The sequence below is a fragment of the Brevibacillus sp. NL20B1 genome (genome assembly GCF_018195675.1).
Lineage (GTDB): Bacteria > Bacillota > Bacilli > Brevibacillales > Brevibacillaceae > Brevibacillus > Brevibacillus aydinogluensis.
Window position 1 is genome coordinate 23,279 of sequence record NZ_JAGTPT010000007.1, and the last position, 15,881, is coordinate 39,159.

The 15,881-nt window shown below is 58.1% G+C and carries 17 protein-coding genes; 3 read left to right on the forward strand and 14 right to left on the reverse strand.

What is annotated here, in order from left to right:
• Nucleotides 1–37: 37 nt before the first annotated feature.
• The 8 genes from yqfD to rpsU all read right to left on the reverse strand — a co-directional run bounded on the left by yqfD (nt 38) and on the right by rpsU (nt 5,802).
• The gene (gene yqfD / locus KDN35_RS06520; protein WP_171565318.1) at nt 38–1,252 is read right to left on the reverse strand and encodes a sporulation protein YqfD; all 1,215 of its coding nucleotides are present in this window, start codon (nt 1,250–1,252) and stop codon (nt 38–40) included.
• A gap of 42 nt (nt 1,253–1,294) precedes the next feature.
• Nucleotides 1,295–1,579: a sporulation protein YqfC gene (yqfC, locus tag KDN35_RS06525; protein ID WP_171565319.1), complete on the reverse strand. Its 285-nt coding sequence runs from the start codon at nt 1,577–1,579 to the stop codon at nt 1,295–1,297.
• Between the two features lie 165 nt (nt 1,580–1,744).
• Nucleotides 1,745–1,942 carry a sigma-70 family RNA polymerase sigma factor gene (locus KDN35_RS06530; protein WP_171565320.1) on the reverse strand — a complete coding sequence of 66 codons (198 nt, stop codon included), beginning with the start codon at nt 1,940–1,942 and terminating at the stop codon, nt 1,745–1,747.
• Between the two features lie 166 nt (nt 1,943–2,108).
• Nucleotides 2,109–2,621 carry a hypothetical protein gene (locus KDN35_RS06535; protein WP_212132402.1) on the reverse strand — a complete coding sequence of 171 codons (513 nt, stop codon included), beginning with the start codon at nt 2,619–2,621 and terminating at the stop codon, nt 2,109–2,111.
• Nucleotides 2,622–2,634: 13 nt separating this feature from the next.
• The gene (floA, locus tag KDN35_RS06540) at nt 2,635–3,642 is read right to left on the reverse strand and encodes a flotillin-like protein FloA (protein WP_212132403.1); all 1,008 of its coding nucleotides are present in this window, start codon (nt 3,640–3,642) and stop codon (nt 2,635–2,637) included.
• A gap of 7 nt (nt 3,643–3,649) precedes the next feature.
• Complete coding sequence (locus KDN35_RS06545) at nt 3,650–4,993, reverse strand: NfeD family protein (RefSeq protein ID WP_171565323.1); 1,344 nt, start codon at nt 4,991–4,993, stop codon at nt 3,650–3,652.
• Between the two features lie 171 nt (nt 4,994–5,164).
• Nucleotides 5,165–5,611, reverse strand: a complete 447-nt coding sequence (locus KDN35_RS06550) for a GatB/YqeY domain-containing protein (RefSeq protein WP_171565324.1) — start codon at nt 5,609–5,611, stop codon at nt 5,165–5,167.
• Between the two features lie 17 nt (nt 5,612–5,628).
• Nucleotides 5,629–5,802: a 30S ribosomal protein S21 gene (rpsU, locus tag KDN35_RS06555; protein ID WP_029097302.1), complete on the reverse strand. Its 174-nt coding sequence runs from the start codon at nt 5,800–5,802 to the stop codon at nt 5,629–5,631.
• A 650-nt stretch (nt 5,803–6,452) separates the two neighbouring features.
• Between rpsU and KDN35_RS06560 the strand changes: the two genes are divergently transcribed.
• Nucleotides 6,453–7,832, forward strand: a complete 1,380-nt coding sequence (locus tag KDN35_RS06560; RefSeq protein ID WP_212132404.1) for a UDP-N-acetylmuramoyl-tripeptide--D-alanyl-D-alanine ligase — start codon at nt 6,453–6,455, stop codon at nt 7,830–7,832.
• 101 nt (nt 7,833–7,933) lie between these two features.
• Here KDN35_RS06560 and KDN35_RS06565 read toward each other — a convergent pair whose 3' ends face one another.
• Complete coding sequence (locus KDN35_RS06565) at nt 7,934–9,052, reverse strand: D-alanine--D-alanine ligase (protein ID WP_212132405.1); 1,119 nt, start codon at nt 9,050–9,052, stop codon at nt 7,934–7,936.
• A 232-nt stretch (nt 9,053–9,284) separates the two neighbouring features.
• Between KDN35_RS06565 and KDN35_RS06570 the strand changes: the two genes are divergently transcribed.
• On the forward strand, nt 9,285–9,776 hold the full coding sequence (locus KDN35_RS06570; RefSeq protein ID WP_171565327.1) for a hypothetical protein: 492 nt from the start codon (nt 9,285–9,287) through the stop codon (nt 9,774–9,776).
• An 86-nt stretch (nt 9,777–9,862) separates the two neighbouring features.
• Here KDN35_RS06570 and KDN35_RS06575 read toward each other — a convergent pair whose 3' ends face one another.
• On the reverse strand, nt 9,863–11,320 hold the full coding sequence (locus KDN35_RS06575; RefSeq protein ID WP_212132439.1) for an alpha/beta hydrolase: 1,458 nt from the start codon (nt 11,318–11,320) through the stop codon (nt 9,863–9,865).
• A 274-nt stretch (nt 11,321–11,594) separates the two neighbouring features.
• A complete protein-coding gene (locus KDN35_RS06580) occupies nt 11,595–12,890 on the reverse strand; it encodes a class I SAM-dependent rRNA methyltransferase (protein WP_171565328.1) in 1,296 nt (431 codons plus the stop codon).
• Nucleotides 12,891–13,040: 150 nt separating this feature from the next.
• On the opposite strand from KDN35_RS06580, the gene KDN35_RS06585 reads away from it, so the two are divergent.
• Nucleotides 13,041–13,982, forward strand: a complete 942-nt coding sequence (locus tag KDN35_RS06585) for a Na/Pi cotransporter family protein (protein ID WP_304414449.1) — start codon at nt 13,041–13,043, stop codon at nt 13,980–13,982.
• 6 nt (nt 13,983–13,988) lie between these two features.
• Here the strand turns inward: KDN35_RS06585 and KDN35_RS06590 are convergent, their stop codons facing one another.
• The 3 genes from KDN35_RS06590 to deoC form a co-directional block, all read right to left on the reverse strand.
• Nucleotides 13,989–14,654 (reverse strand): LrgB family protein, encoded by a 666-nt coding sequence (locus KDN35_RS06590; protein ID WP_171565330.1) that lies wholly within the window; start codon nt 14,652–14,654, stop codon nt 13,989–13,991.
• Entirely contained in the window at nt 14,647–15,039 is a 393-nt protein-coding gene (locus tag KDN35_RS06595; RefSeq protein WP_171565331.1) for a CidA/LrgA family protein, read from the reverse strand. The genes KDN35_RS06590 and KDN35_RS06595 overlap by 8 nt, the downstream gene beginning before the upstream one ends.
• A gap of 174 nt (nt 15,040–15,213) precedes the next feature.
• On the reverse strand, nt 15,214–15,879 hold the full coding sequence (gene deoC, locus KDN35_RS06600; protein ID WP_171565332.1) for a deoxyribose-phosphate aldolase: 666 nt from the start codon (nt 15,877–15,879) through the stop codon (nt 15,214–15,216).
• Nucleotides 15,880–15,881: the final 2 nt, after the last annotated feature.

Below are 15,881 nucleotides of genomic sequence, written 5' to 3' on the forward strand. Positions count from 1 at the left end.
AGGCTTCCATCTCCTTGCAGCGGTTGTCAGCAATCCATTACGAATTGCCGTTTGCCTGGGGAGCCGGCGGCAGGCCCAGAATCGGCTGCTCGACGGCAATGTCCTCAATAACGGAAAAATGAATACTCAAATAAACTTTACCATTCTCTCTCTTCACGTGCAAAACTTTTTCGTCCTGAATTACCGCATCTTTGCCCGCCTGCCGCAGCACGTCCTCGCGGGCCGCCTGCTTGGCAGCCTGCAGCGCTTCTTCCATGCTCAATTCCCGCCGTACTGGCTGCACCTCCGCCTGCGTGACCGTCTTCCAGCCGATCGGACTTGTAAAGCCCGCATACGAGGGTTGGAAGCGCTGCTCGACCGACTCGGCCTGCGCAAACGGCTGCTGTTTGAACGGCCATATCTGCACGGCGAAGGGGCCGACGAGCAGATACTGCGTCTGCTGCCGTTCACCGGTCAACTGATAGTGCACCTGGGCGAGCGGCATCGTGACGTTGCTGACGTACCACACCTCCCCTTTTACCGTGCCGCGGGCGGCGACTGCCTTTTGCCTGGTCTCATTGCCGATAATGCCGGATATCAGCGTCTGCCCTTTTTCCACAAACTGGTTGACAGACACCATGCTTTTGCCCGCTTCCGGCAGAATCGTGTGCACGACCGCCCGCTTCTTGGCAACCAGGTGGCGCGGACTGGGCGGGGCCGGCTTCTCCGGCTCTTCTTTCTCTACCACCTGGATAATCGCCTTGGTGCCTTGTATGTCAACGATGACCCTGGACGCTTCCGGCAGCAGGCTCATCAGTTCCCGCTGCAGCACGTGTGATTCTTTTAGTTTGGCCTTCCAGACCCCTTCTTTAATCCCGACCTGTGCCGCCGCATTAGTCACCGCCTCGGGGCGCATTTGCCTGACTCCCTGCACCTCCACCTGCCAGACGAACGAGGAGAGCATGTACATTCCGACCAAAAATAAAGAGGCGCCGATGACAAGACCGGCCCGCCGGCGCAGCCGGACCAGCCAGAAAGGCAGCCCGCCTCGTCGTTCCACGTGAGGGCGACAGCCTGTCTCCCGCAAAAACGGCCGCAAGCGAAAGTAATCGCGGATCAGGATGTCGCAGCGGCCCACCTCCTGCCCCACTCTGCGGATGTTCCAGATTCGGATACCTTCCCGTACCGCCATGTTCAACATTCGTTCAAACCGCTTTCCCCGGACGGTGATCGTGATATAGCCGTCCAACCATTCCTGCAATCCATTGCGCATGTGCCCGTCCCCACTTTCCCAGGTATTGTCGCGGAACGTTTCCTAAGGTTTCTCCAGAAACTTGACGCCGCCGATGCGCCCCTCCAACAGGATTTCCTCCGGCAGGATCGCCCGGATCACCAATTGTTCTCCAGTAACGAGCAGCTGTCCATTGGTCAACAGCAAGCGGAGCTCCTTTTCACTAAAGTGGAGAACTCCGCGGTGGTTTTCGATATACATTTGCAGATGGCCGATCATCGTGATGCGCGGGACTTCCAGCACCACATCTTGCGGCAAATCCAGCACTCCAACGGCCAGATGGCGCAGACGGCGGCCCCATCGTTTCATGAGCAAGCCCCCCTTTACTGGTGCTGCTGCGCCGGAATGCATCCCTCCAAGCCAGTCCGGGTGCCCGGTGCGTCCTTCTTCTATAACCGTATGCGGTGAGGGGAGAAAATCATGCAGAGAAAATCGCCCCGACACTCGCTTCCGCAAGCGTCGGGGCTCGTCCCGTCACGTCTTCTGTTCGTCGGTGGGAAAAGGCGTTCCGTACCGTTTGAGGGCCTTCCACTTCTTGATCACGCGCTTTACCTTTTCCGCTGTACATCCGCAGGCGATCGCCGTTTCATAGATCGATTTCCTTTCATAGATGACAAGCCGGATCACCTTTTGGCGAAACTTGCTCATCCTCTCCAGTTCCTGTCGATCCATTCGCCGCTCTACCCCTCACCCTTATTGTTAATAGTTCGTGCCTAGATCAAGAATAGTCAACCAAGACTTGAGGCACAAGACCAGATGTTCGATTTCTTTCGACAAAATGTTCAGTCAAAAAACAACAGGCGAACGGGAATGTTCGCCTGTCTGTTACACCCATGCGTCAAACGCTGCGGCGGTAGGGAAGGGGCCTGCTTTTGGCCCGGGGCGGACCGAAAATGATCGCCCACTTCATCCCTTCCCGAGGATCGAGCGCGGTCGGCTTTTCTGTTGCTTGCTCTGCCGGGGACGGTTGGAGCGCAGCATCAGACCCAACAACTTGGGCGGCCGGTGCCGCTTCCACATTCGCCAGCGGCATATGCAACTCCTCTTCCAGCCATTCCGGTTCGGCAGCGCGTTCTTCCATGTCAGACCTGGATTCCTGCCGCACCACCATGCGCCGCTCCGGCTGCAACTCTACATTTGCAGGGAGCGGGAAATCGCCGCTGTCCACCGGGGTTAGCGGAGGACGCTGCGGTTTTCCCTGGGACATGCTGCGCCCTTGTTTGCCTTTTTTGCCAAACAGCAAGTAGCCGAAGAACCCCGCGATCAGAACCCAGAACTTGCCAAGGAGCGGTAAAACCCATTCCAACTGATCAATCAGCAGATCAATCAACAGATCAATAAGATCGTCCATTGGCTATCGCCTCTTACTCTTGGTCTTGGTCAGGCAGGTCGGACTCTTGCTTGCTGCCGGTGGCGCCGAATGCCTGGCGCATTTGCGTATCAGCGGAGATGTTTTGCAGGTTGTAGTAATCCATTACGCCCAATTTGCCGCTTCTCAGGGCTTCGGAGAGCGCGAGCGGCACCTGCGCCTCGGCTTCCACAACCTTGGCCTTCATCTCTACGACGCGCGCCTTCATTTCCTGTTCCTGGGCGACCGCCATCGCGCGGCGCTCCTCTGCTTTTGCCTGAGCGATGCGTTTGTCTGCTTCCGCCTGATCGGTTTGGAGCTGTGCCCCGATGTTTTTGCCCACATCTACATCAGCGATGTCGATGGAGAGGATTTCAAACGCTGTACCGGCGTCCAACCCTTTGTTCAACACGGTTTGCGAAATGCTGTCCGGATTTTCCAGCACGTCTTTGTGGGAGTTGGACGAACCGATCGTCGTCACGATCCCTTCGCCAACACGGGCGATAATCGTTTCTTCGCCTGCGCCCCCCACCAGTCGGTCGATGTTGGCGCGAACAGTCACCTTCGCCTTTGCCTTTACCTCGATCCCGTCCTTGGCCATGGCGGCGACGACGGGGGTTTCAATCACTTTCGGGTTTACGCTCATCTGCACCGCTTCCAGCACGTCACGGCCCGCCAGGTCAATCGCGGCGGCCCGCTCGAAGCCGAGCGGAATGTCAGCCCGCTGTGCAGCTACCAGGGCATCGACGACACGGTCTACGTTTCCGCCTGCCAGGTAGTGGCTTTCCAACTGGTTCGTGTCAAGCTCCAGCCCCGCTTTTCTCGCCTTGATCAGCGGGTTGACGATGCGCGAAGGAATCACGCGGCGCAGCCGCATGGCCACCAGCGTGATGATGCCGACGCGCACACCGGAGGCGAGCGCGGAAATCCAGAGCATTACCGGGACGAATGAGAAAAAGATCGACAGGACAACGATCGCCACTGCCACCATAAAAATGATAGGAATCAATCCGCTATCCAACATGAATCATCTACTCCTTTTGTTCTTGTTCCTGCACGACAACGCGGCTGCCTTCCACCTGTATTACGGTGATGGGGGTGCCGGCGGCAATAAATCCGCCTCCGCTGACGGCATCAATGCGCCGCCCCTCAATCTTGACCACGCCCGCCGGTCGAAGCGGCGTCAGGGCAATCCCCTCCTTGCCCAGCAGGTGCCGCTGGTCCTTCGGCGCCACGTAGCCCGCTTCATTGCGCTGCACGTCACCCAGCACAAACCGGCTGATCAGTCCTTTGATGCCGTATTTTTTAATCAGCGCGAAGGCGACGATCACCGTGACCAGGACAGCGATCCCCAGCGATGCAAGCCCCTGTTTTGTGTCGTAGGCAGCCATGACCAAGCCGGCGACAATGCTGATGAAGCCAAGCCCACCGACGATCCCGCCGGGAACGAAGATTTCCAATATCATCAGCAGGATGCCCAGAACAAACAGGCAGATATGCAGCCAATTGGCGAATCCCGCCACGTAATGGCCGAAGAAGTACAGACCAAAGGCGCACAACGCAACCGTGCCGCCCACGCCAAATCCGGGGGCAAACAGCTCGACGACGATGCCCACCAGACCAATGATCAACAGAAGGCTCATGACAACCGGACTGGTGACAAAACGGGCCACCCGCTCGCCGATTGTCGGTTCAATCGTTTCCAGCTCATCCGCATTGACGCCCAGATACGCGAGAAGCTGTGCCTTGTTGGCCACCACCTGTTCGGCGTAGCCCAACTGCTTGGCCCGCTCGGCATCCAGGGAAAGAACGGTGCCTTTCGGTTTCAACCCCGGAAACTCCCGGTCGATTTCCACCATGGCCCGGGCCACGTCCGGATTGCGGTTGTTCAGCTTGGCTGCCGCCTCCATTTTGTTAGCCCACCCGGAGATGATCTTCACGTCGGCGGCGTTGCCCGCCAGGTCAATCGGCGTCGCCGCCCCGATGCTGCTGCCTGGGGTCATGACAATTTCGTTTGCGTTCAGAGCGATATAGGTGCCGGCCGAAAACGCCTGATTGTCGATGTAGGCCACCACGTGGATTGGCGATTGTCTGACCAGTTGGCCGATGGAGTCGGCCGCATTGATTTCTCCGCCGGGGGTGTTGATGTGCAGCACGATCAGATCCGCGCCCTTACTCGTTGCTTCGGCAAACGCCCGCTTCAGAAAGCTTTCCAGCCCCTGCTCGATCTGGTGCTCCACGGGAATCCAGACCGCTTTCTGATACGGTTTGGCAGCAGCCGGACTTCCGGCCAGCAGACCGGCGAGCCCTATCGCCACGCAAAGCAGCGCCAGCAACAAGCGAACGGGACGGGAAACGATGCGTGACACATTCATTACCTCCACCTCCTTTCCTTATACAGCCTCCTCGAATGGCTACTTAGGTATACGGGTCAGATTCACGCCCGTTTCATAATTTTTTATTGATTGCCTTATTCGTGCCATAAAGAAAGACCCAGCCGCATGGGACTGAGTCTTTTGTGCGTATCTAGATGAGGTTGATCCTCATTACGATGGCAATTCCTCAGATACAATCTTTTGCACGAGAGCACCGTCGGCTCTTCCTTTTACTTTCGGCATGATCGCCCCCATCACCTTGCCCATCTCCTTTTTGGAGGTGGCTCCGGTGGCGGCAATCGCGTCCCGTACAATGCCGCGCAGTTCGTCCTCGCTCAATTGAGCGGGCAGATACGCGGAGAGCACGTCGATTTCCTCTCGTGTTTTGGCGGCGAGGTCGTCACGACCCGCCTTTTCGAATTCTTGGAGGGATTCACGGCGCTGTTTTAACTCGCGAGTCAAGATGGTCAGCTCTTCGTCTTCAGACAACAGTCTACCTTTACTAATCTCTTCGTTCTTTAACGCAGCTTTCACCATGCGAATAACAGAGAGTTTCAGCGCAGCTTTGTCCTTCATCGCTTGCTTCATATCTTGATCGAGTCGCTCCATTACACTCATGATGAGCCCTCCGTCAATTAGTACTTGCGCTTGCGAGCTGCTTCGGATTTTTTCTTGCGGCGCACGCTGGGTTTTTCGAAGTGGCGGCGTTTTCTCAGTTCCGCCATAACCCCTGCTTTGGCGCTCTCACGCTTGAAGCGACGAAGTGCCTGTTCCAAAGACTCGTTTTTCTTGACTCGAACTTCTGCCATCTGTCTTCCCTCCCTCCGCTAAAACCGTGGGACGCCTGTTACCAACAGACTGTCACACTACATTATAGGACAGAAAACCAAGACAGGTCAACCTTTCTTTCCAACTTATTCTTGGAAGCCAGCTCGGAAGAGGCAGCAGTGCGTTCACTCATGGCCTCCTTTCCTGCTGGGGTAAAGATCAGCTGACCGAGGCGCAATTCTGTCAGGAGAGGAAAAGCACGCTTACGCAAAACCGCTTTGCCGTAAAGAGAAATTGTTGCGACGTTTGTGACTGAACTGTTCAAACGCGCGGCATGATTGTGAATCGGAAGGGAATATATTACAATAAGAGGCAACTGGGTAATTGTACTGGTTAAAAAAAGTTATAAAAGCCGATCCAATATCTGAATAGGTCCCGCTGCCATACATGATGTAACAGACGCCCGAATCTTCGTTTTCGGGCGTTTTTCGCCGTCTGTGGCCATTATGCTTTTTTATCGCCACCTGAACTACCAGCAACCTGTACGCATGACTGTTTCATGATCATTGACCTGTTCGGCTGTCTGCGATGGGGACCGTCATTTTTTCCTTGCCGCGGCCGAACAGGAGTGTTAGCATGACTTCGTGGTTTCCACGATCGAAAACGATTCGATGAAAAGGGGATTGGACCTATGAGAGAAATTGCACTGGGACGAGCGGCCGTTATGGCGGAAGGGCTGCTGCTGGCGGGCGATCCCGGGCTGACGGTGACATCCGTTCACTTTGACACGCGTCAGCTTTTGCCGGGTGCCTTGTTCGTGGCGATTGCCGGAACGCGGGACGGACACGACTTTCTCCTGCAGGCGGCGGAAAAAGGCGCACGGGCAGCGATCATCTCCAACGAACAAAAGGTGCCAGACAGCCTGCCGGCGGGATTCGGCCTGATTCTGGTGAACGACACGCTGCGCGCGTTTCAAAAGCTGGCAGCTGCTTACCGCACGTCCTTTTCCATACCCTTTGTGGCCATTACCGGCAGCAACGGCAAAACGACAACGAAGGACATCGTCGCCCACCTGCTGGAAAGCCGGTTTTCCATCCACAAGACCTACAAAAATCTCAACAACCACCTGGGCGTTCCCTACTCCCTGCTGCAGGTGGAAGAGCAGCATCAGGCAGCCGTGCTGGAGCTGGGCATGAACCACGCTGGCGAAATCGACCTGCTGGCCTCGCTGGTCAAGCCGCAGATCAGCGTGATTACCTATATCGGCGAAGCCCACATCGAGTTTTTTGGCTCGCGGGAGAAAATCGCGCTCGCCAAGGCAGAACTGCTTCCCCACACTGATCCGGACGGACTGGTCCTTTTGAACGGAGACAGCGAATACCTGCGCAAGGTGGCGCCACTTTATCCGGGCCGCATCATGTACTACTCCGTCAACGCCCCCGCTGACATCTGGGCGGAGAATATCCAATCCGCTGACGACGGGACGCGATTTGACGTCTGCTTCCGGGACGGGGAGCGCTTCGCGGCCTTCCTGCCGCTGTTCGGCACGCACAACGTCCTGAACGCGCTGCCGGCTGTTGCGATCGGCCGCCACTTCGGCATGACGACAGCGGAGATCATCCGCGCGCTGGCGACGGTGCGCCTGTCGGCCATGCGTTTCGAGCGGATCGAGTCCGCCCATGGCCCGCTCTACATCAACGACGCGTACAACGCCAGCCCTTCGTCGATGGAAGCGGCGATCTCCACGTTTGCGGATCTGTTCCCCGAGCGTAAAAAGGTGCTGGTGCTGGGCGACATGTTTGAGCTTGGCGAGAACAGCCCGGCCATGCACGCCCAGGTGGGGGCTTTCGCCAACCGCTACCGCGACCGAATCGAACTGCTCGTGGCCGTCGGTGAGCAAGCGCAGCACCTGTATGACGCGTACGAGGGGAATAAGCGCTACTTCCCGACCAAGGCTGAAGCAGTCGAAACGCTCCTTGCGGTGCGCGACGCCCATCACGCCTTTCTGTTCAAAGCGTCGCAAGGCATGGGACTGTGGACGCTGCTTCAGGCGCTGGAAGATCACGCGTGACCACAATTGAAAACGAAAAACAGCAAGGAGCCTCGCTACAGAGGCTCCTTGTCCAAAAATGAACACGGGAGCGCCCCAGGGCACTCCCTCTACATTCCCCATTATTCCAACTCTTCTGCATCCACCACGTTTCGCTGTTTGTCGGCGTGGCGTTCCAGAGCAAGCTGGACCAGCCGGTCAATCAGCTCGCTGTAGCTGATGCCCGCTTCCTGGAACAGCAGCGGGTACATGCTGAACGGCGTAAAGCCGGGCATCGTGTTCACTTCATTGATATACAGTTGGTCGTTTTCCTCGTCCCAGAAAAAGTCTGCCCGCGACAGGCCCGACGCATCCAGGGCGCAGTATGCGATTTTGGCCATTTCAGCGATCCGCTCTGCCACGTGGGACGGAATCCGGGCTGGAATCTGCAGTTCTGTGCCGGCGCCTTTGTACTTGGCTTCGTAATCGTAAAACTCCTTGGCCGGCACGATCTCGCCCACGACCGAGGTGATTGGTTCCTCGTTGCCGAGCAGGCCGATTTCCAGCTCGCGCGCCTTGACGAACTGCTCCACGATCAACCGGCGGTCAAATTTGGCGGCCAGCATCATCGCGTCGATCAACTGCTGCCGGTCTTTTGCCTTACTGATCCCGACACTGGACCCCATGTTGGCCGGTTTTACGAAGCATGGGTAGCCCAGTTCCTGCTCGATGCGCGCGATGATTCCCTCCTGGTCACGTTCCCACTGCGACCGGAGCACGCCCACGTATTTCACCTGCGGCAGTCCCGCCTGGGCGAACACGTTTTTCATCATCCATTTGTCCATGCCCACTGCCGATGCCATGACACCAGCTCCGACATATGGCAGGTTGGCCAGTTCCAGCAGGCCTTGAATCGTGCCGTCTTCACCGTTTGGGCCGTGCACGACGGGAAAAATCACGTCCACTTCCTGGGCGACGCCAAAGATCGGCGAGGTGCGGCTGACAGCCACCTGTTCCATCTTCACCTCGCTGCTGACAGACACCGCCCCGTTTGTCAGGCGGAGTTCGTTGGTACCCTCCGGCAAAATGCCCCTGAGGTTCTCCCCTTTCACCCAGTTTCCATCCAGCGTCACGTAGATGGGCAAAATGTCGTATTTATCAAAATCGACCGCCTTCATAATCGACAGGGCGGTGCGCAGCGAAACCTCATGTTCCGAGGACTTCCCTCCGTAAATAATCCCCAGCCGAATTTTGTTCCCCATGAACTCCAAGCTCCTTTCGCCTTGCCTGCGCAAAAGCGCGTTCACGCGTCTCCTGCTCTCCCATGGTATGCAAACGCCCGCCTATGGTGTGCGCCGGGCGCAAATACCCCATTCAGCATACACAATCCCTTCCGCAAATACAAGGGGACAGGAGAAGCACAAGCAGCCGCCGTCCAACATATCCTGTGAAAAAACGTCACAGAAGACTTTTCTCAACGCAGGGGGAATGTCCATGAGAGACTATCTGCTCTTCTGTACGTACTGTTCGTCCTATACGCTCCTGCACCGCTACGACAAGGAGACCGGGACGTTTTTGGGCGAGTACTCCCTGTTGCACAACGCCTACACGCGCAACAGCGTCGTGCTCCACAAGTTTCTGCTCGCCCACCTCGGACACGCACTGCGCGTCATCCCCTCCCAAACGGACGAGTACCGCGAGATCATCTGCACAGCTTCCCGTTTTTTGGAAGACGATATCGACAAGTACGTGGAAGAAAGTCTGGCGCTGGTCAAGTACCAGGAACGGGATCGGCAGAGCGAACGGGAGATCGGCCAGGTGCGCCTCTACATCCTGGAACACCTGCTGACGCACGAACTGGAGGAATTGAGTAAAGTCAGGGCGGCCAGCTCAGCCGAGGGGCAGGTGCTGCTCGGCAAGGAACTGGGCATCAAACGAGCCCTGGAACTGGTTCGCGACATCCTGTCCGACAAACAGTTTGCCTGACCGCAGCGTTTTTCGACCCGCCGGACAGCGGGCCGTTTTTTTGTCGATACAAAAAAAGAAGCGGACGCATATGTCCGCTCAGCGTGTCAGTACGGGTCGATCTCTTCCCCCGTCCGGATGTCCTTCACCCGCAGGGGATCGCGCGGTGCAGAAATCGTCCCGCTTTCAGGCGGCTGCCTGCCCTCTTCCACCCAGCCGACAAGCAGGTCAAAGCATTGATGGACGTACGGTAACAGCGGCTGAAGTTCCTTGTCCGGGTCCGATGCGCTCCAGACCAGGCCGTCGACATGATTGCCCTTTTCCACCAGGTAGAGCCGGTGCAGGTTTTCCCGTCCCGCCGCTTTGACCAACCGCCGGTAGGCGTTCCCATGTACCTCGGGGAAGATCAGGGCGTCCCAGGTGCCGAACACGGAGATCAGCGGCACGTCAATCCTGCCCGTATTCTCGATCGCCTCCACCGCTTCTTTCACTTTTTTCGGCCGCTTGGTGAAATCGTAGGTGCGATAGATGCCGTCCAGCGAACGGTCGCGGGTGCCGTCGGCGTTGAACCGCAGGTAGTCCGGCCACTGCAAGCGCTTCGGCGCGTGCGGGTCAAACTCGTCCCGGTAGATGTTGAGGGTAAGGAACCAGTAGATCTGGTCGTAATAGGCCCACAGCTTCTCCGAGCCTTTGGGCACACCGGCTCGGTACAGGGCTGCGCGGGCGCGCTCCCGCTCGTTGCCCTGGCCGTAGATGGCCGCTTCCGCGTGGTTGACGACGTCGGTCAGTGTGGTGATCAGGTTGGGCCTGTCAGCGCGCCACAGCACCCCTTCCCAATCGACGCCGCCGTCGTACAGCCGCGGCTCTTTGGTCAGTTTCGGATCATCGTGTTCCAAAGCGTACCGGACCACGTACCCGCCGTTGGAAATACCGATGGCGTACGTGGGGATTGGATGCTGTTTCGAGACCAGTCGGGCAGCGGGTGTACTGTCGGAGGGATCGATCAGCCGGTCTCGATGATGCGCCGCCAGGTAGGCTTGCGCCGCCTTGGTCAACTGCCGGAAGCGGACATGCCACTCGGCTACCGAGTCTTCCTCGGACGCGAGGGCGTTTTTTACTTTGGCCAGCGGATCGGCGGGATCGCTTTCTCCCTGCGTCCCTTTGTCAATGGCCGCAAAGGCGTAGCCTTTTTCCAGCACGTAATCGCTAAACAACAGATCGGTGGCCGTCTCGTTGCGAGTGGCCGGGATGCCGGACACGACCAGCTTGCCGTTCCACTCATCCGGCACGCGAATGACGAATTGCGCATCGTCAAACGCGCCGTTTACTTGTGTGCCCGTCACTTCGGCCGGATCGTACATCGTTTCCCAACCGCCCCACGCGGCCGGGACCAGCCCCAGATTGCCGAATTGGACAGCCGCCGCGTACTGCTGCGGGTTGCGCGTGGTCAGCCAGTTTCCCGCCTGGCCGTCAAAGCGGGTGACCGTCACGCCATGCGCGCCCGGTACGACAGGTTCCGAGATCGCTCCGGCGGATGACAGGCCGGCCGGGACCAGCGGAACCATCAGCGCCGCCGCAAGCACAAGACGCGACCATGACATGCTCATCTCTCAATCCCTCCTCTTCTTCCTTCCCCTTTCTTTCTGAGAAGCGCTTTCATTTTACCAGTGCCGATTCGTTCCAGCAACTGCCATTTCTGTATGCGGATGACCCGTTCCGCAGCAGCCAGAGAAGCATGTTTCCCCTGCTGCCCGACGGAAGAACGGCGCAAAAAGGCGGCATGCCGCGCTGCTGCGACATGCCGCTCGTTTTTTGTCCGCCGCTCCTGGCAGCGGATGGTTACCGCCGATCCCTTACTTCAAAGATGGCAAACTTGAGGTAGTGGGATTCGTCCGCTCCGCTGATCTGTGGGTGGTCCTTGCCTGCTCCCCGCCACTCAATCAGCCGCAGGATTTTACGGGCATCCATCGCCGCGTCCTGGATCGTCTCCAGGAAAAGCTGGGGAGACATGTGGTACGAGCAGGAGGCCGTCACCAGATACCCTCCGGAGCGCACCAGCTTCATCCCGTTCAGATTGATGTCCTTGTAGCCGCGGCAGGCGCTCTTCACCGCCGCGCGCGATTTGGCAAACGCCGGCGGATCGAGAATGACCACGTCCCACATGCGGCCGGCATCGACGCACTCGCGCAGGTAGTCAAACGCGTTGGCAACGACGAATTCGACGCGGTGCAAAAAGCCGTTTTGCATGATGTTTCGCCTAGCCGTCTCGATGGCGTGCTCGGAGATATCGAGCGCCGTCACCTTTTTCGCGCCGTGCTTGCATGCGTTCAGCGTAAACGACCCGGTATGGGTAAAGCACTCCAGCACCTCTGCCCCGTCCCAGTAGGGGTTTTTTACCACTTTGCCGCGCCGGTCTACGGGGACGATCTTCTGTTCGCCGTCCACGTCCATCTCCTTCAGGGTGATGCCGTGCTTTTCTCCCCAGCCTTTCATCAGCGGGGCGATGGCGGCTCGGTTTTCCCGCTGGTCGTAAAAGAAGCCCGTTTTTTGCCCTTCGATGATATCCACAATGTATGTCAGGCCGTTTTCCGTAATTGTCACTTCCCGCGGACATTCCCCGTACAGCACTTCCTTGCTCTGGTTCAGCCCCTCCAGTTCACGCACGGGGACGTCGTTGCGCAGGTAGATGCCCTGCGGTTGAAACACTTCCACCAATGCGTCCCGAATCCAGTCGCGCCGCACGTCCATCCCAAGCGAGAGAATTTGCGCCACCAGCACGTCTTCGTACCGGTCCACAATCAGACCGGGCAGGAAGTCCGCCTCGCCGTAGACGACGCGGCATGCTCGCGGATTGTCGACGAACCGGGAGCGAAACGCGGCCGCTTCGCGGATGCGGCGGAGAAAAAAGTCATAGTCGATCGCTTCGTCCTGATTGTACGTCAGAACGCGAACGATGATTTGCGATGCGGGATTGATGTAGCCTTTGGCGAGGAAGTGGCCTTGGTGGTTGATTACCTCGACAATGTCGCCCGGCTTATACTCTCCTTGAATCTCCTTCACTTCCGATTGAAAAATCCACGGATGGCCCGCTTCCAGCCGCTTTTTTCGGTGCTTGTGCAGAATCACTCTTGCCAATGTTGTCGGTTCCTCCTTGTCATGCTCGTCTTGGTACAGGCATAGCGTATAGTAATTCAATCCCTCCCGACAGCCTGCACGGTGCCCGTTCAGATGGCACACGCTGGCTGCGCGAAGGGTGTTCTCATTGCTGGTAAGGAGGATCGCTCCGTGACTGCCATCCTCGCTCCCTTTACATTCGGTCTCAGTTTTTTTCTGTTGGGTATGTATGTCATGCGCACCGGTTTTCAAAACCTCGCCGGGAAGAAAATGGCGGACTGGCTGGGACGCTTCACGCGCACGCCGGTCCACAGCTTTTGGGTGGGTTTGTTGAGCACCATGGTGCTGCAGAGTTCCAGCGCCGTCACCGTCCTTACCATCGGGCTTACACATGCAGGCATGATCAGTTTTTCCCAGACCGTGGGAATCATTCTCGGCACCAATGTAGGGACGACGATCACAACCGAATTGATCGCGCTTCGGCTGGAGACGTTCGCCGTGCCCATGCTCCTGGTCGGCGTCGCCTTGTGGCTGATGCCGCGCCGTCTGACCCGCTGCATCGGACTGGTGGTGGCCGGCTTCGGCCTGATCTTTCTTGGGATCGACACCATGCAGGTGATGGCCAAACCGCTGGAACAGTCGGACGCGTTTCGCTCGCTGTTTCTGGAAAGCCGCCATTCCGTCTGGATCGGCCTGATCACCGGAATGGTGTTTACAGCGCTCATCCACAGCAGTTCGGCGACGACCGCCATCACCATGGGGTTGATGAGTCACCAGGTGCTCTCGATGGAGACGGCGCTGGCAATCGTGCTGGGTGCCAACATCGGCACCTGCTTTACCGCCATCATCGCCAGCATCGGCACCAATGCGGCTTCCCGCCAGGTCGCCTGGTGCCACACGCTGTTCAACCTGGTAGGCGCTCTCGCCTTTCTGCCGTTTCTTTCACAGCTTGCCATGGTCAGCAGCTTGTTGACAGACAGCCCGTCGATGCGAATTGCTCATGCCCAGACCCTGTTCAACGTGGTGTGCTCCCTGGCCGCCCTGCCGTTTACCAGGCAGATCGCCGCTGCCGTCCAGTGGCTGGTGCCGGACAGGAAACGACGACGCTGGTAACTCCGTCTACGTGGAAAACGGAATCAGGTACAGCGCTGTCACCACACCGGCCAAGATCATCGCCACACTGGACGCCGCCGTCTGCACCGGTGAGACGCGGTTCAGGTTGGCTGTGCCGATTGCATGAGAGCTGGTGCCGACGGCAATCCCAATTGCCCAATCATCCCTGATCCCCGCCCAGGAGAGGACCGGACGGGCAATGGTGACGCCGATGATCCCCGTCAATACGGTAAACAAGGCCCCCAGCGCCGGAATGCCGCCGATGCTGCGGGTCAGTTCCACGGCGATTGGCGTGGTCACCGATTTGGCCATCATGCTGTGCACCATCGTCTGATCCGTGCCCAGCAGCCATCCCACCAGCCGGACCGTCAGGATCGCAACGGCACAGCCCGCCGCCACACCCAGCAGGACGCCGCGCCAAATATGGACGAACTCCTTCAGCTGCTTGGCGAGCGGAACAGCCAGTGCAACCGTGGCCGGTCCCAGCCAAAACGAGATCCATTCCCCGCCGGCGCGGTACGCTTCCCAATCCTCGCCGATCAGCCACCAGGCAAACCAGACGCAGATTGTCGCCACGACCAGCGGTTGCAGACGGGGAAAGCGCTCCGCCAGCACACTCGCTGCCTTGTATCCCGCCAGTGTGACAGCAACGGCAAGCAATTGGTCAAACATCGAGCATCCTCCCTTCCAGTTGGTGATGCTCCATTTTTTGCTTGTGCCGGTTCAGATACCACTGAACGACCCGCCCCGACACCAGCATCACCGCGAGCGGACCCAGCACGAGCGACGAAACGATCGGCCACGGGTCGCCTGCAATCCACTTGAGATACGCAGTCACTCCCACCAGAATCGGTACAAAAAACAGCATCATGTGCCGAATCAACAGATTGCTGGCCGTCTCGACCCACTCCAGCTTGACCAGTCCCGTGCATAGCGCCAGCGTCAGCAGCAGCATGCCCAGCAAGTTGCCCGGCAGCGGGACGTGAAGCCATTTGTTGGCCAGCGTACCCATTCCAAAAAAGGCAAGCAGAATCAACACGCCCTTGATGGTTTTCATGTGATGCGCTCCTTCCACCCGGTTTTTGTCCATATGGTTACACCGGGATTTGTCAGGCGGTTCACTTCGCCAATATCCGCACTTCAGACACTTTGTCACATCCTGCAGAGCAGAGGTGTGACCCACCTGCAGAAAAAAGCCCGACCACTCATACGGTCAGGCTTTCCTTACGTGTCAGTAACCGCTGCCACCCGCGTTTGCGCCCGTCACGATCGCGACGCCGGAACTGGTGCCAATGCGGCTCGCTCCCGCTTCGATCATCGCAAGCGCCGTCGCGCGGTCGCGCACACCGCCGGAGGCTTTCACGCCAATATTCGGCCCCACTGTTTTGCGCATCAGGGCGATATCTTCCACGGTGGCACCGCCGTGTCCGAATCCGGTGGAGGTTTTGACGTAATCGGCGCCTGCTTCAACGCACAGCTTGCAGGCGGTCACTTTTTCTTCGTCCGTTAACAGGCCCGTTTCCAGAATCACTTTGACCAAAACGCTGCCAGCCGCTTCCTTGACGGCTTTCACATCCGCTTTTACCAGCTCCAGATCGCCGGATTTCAGCGCACCGATATTGAGGACCATGTCCACTTCCGCAGCGCCGTTTGCAATCGCGTCACGGGTTTCCGCCGCTTTCACCGCCGGAGTGCTGGCTCCCAGCGGGAACCCGATGACCGTGCACACCTTTACATCAGTGCCTTTCAGCAGCTCGGCGCAGCGCTTTACCCAAGTGGGGTTGACGCAGACGGAAGCAAAGTCGTGTTCTTTTGCTTCGGCGCACAGCTTGTCGATCATCGCTGCCGTCGTTTCCGGCTTCAGCAGGGTATGGTCAATGTACTTGTTCAGGTTCATCC

Coding starts and splice junctions, on each gene's coding strand:
- yqfD (WP_171565318.1), bottom strand. CDS start 1,252: ATGCGCAATGGATTGCAGGAATGGTTGGACGGCTATATCACGATCACC.
- yqfC (WP_171565319.1), bottom strand. CDS start 1,579: ATGAAACGATGGGGCCGCCGTCTGCGCCATCTGGCCGTTGGAGTGCTG.
- KDN35_RS06530 (WP_171565320.1), bottom strand. CDS start 1,942: ATGGATCGACAGGAACTGGAGAGGATGAGCAAGTTTCGCCAAAAGGTG.
- KDN35_RS06535 (WP_212132402.1), bottom strand. CDS start 2,621: ATGGACGATCTTATTGATCTGTTGATTGATCTGCTGATTGATCAGTTG.
- floA (WP_212132403.1), bottom strand. CDS start 3,642: ATGTTGGATAGCGGATTGATTCCTATCATTTTTATGGTGGCAGTGGCG.
- KDN35_RS06545 (WP_171565323.1), bottom strand. CDS start 4,993: ATGAATGTGTCACGCATCGTTTCCCGTCCCGTTCGCTTGTTGCTGGCG.
- KDN35_RS06550 (WP_171565324.1), bottom strand. CDS start 5,611: ATGAGTGTAATGGAGCGACTCGATCAAGATATGAAGCAAGCGATGAAG.
- rpsU (WP_029097302.1), bottom strand. CDS start 5,802: ATGGCAGAAGTTCGAGTCAAGAAAAACGAGTCTTTGGAACAGGCACTT.
- KDN35_RS06560 (WP_212132404.1), top strand. CDS start 6,453: ATGAGAGAAATTGCACTGGGACGAGCGGCCGTTATGGCGGAAGGGCTG.
- KDN35_RS06565 (WP_212132405.1), bottom strand. CDS start 9,052: ATGGGGAACAAAATTCGGCTGGGGATTATTTACGGAGGGAAGTCCTCG.
- KDN35_RS06570 (WP_171565327.1), top strand. CDS start 9,285: ATGAGAGACTATCTGCTCTTCTGTACGTACTGTTCGTCCTATACGCTC.
- KDN35_RS06575 (WP_212132439.1), bottom strand. CDS start 11,320: ATGGTTCCGCTGGTCCCGGCCGGCCTGTCATCCGCCGGAGCGATCTCG.
- KDN35_RS06590 (WP_171565330.1), bottom strand. CDS start 14,654: ATGTTTGACCAATTGCTTGCCGTTGCTGTCACACTGGCGGGATACAAG.
- KDN35_RS06595 (WP_171565331.1), bottom strand. CDS start 15,039: ATGAAAACCATCAAGGGCGTGTTGATTCTGCTTGCCTTTTTTGGAATG.
- deoC (WP_171565332.1), bottom strand. CDS start 15,879: ATGAACCTGAACAAGTACATTGACCATACCCTGCTGAAGCCGGAAACG.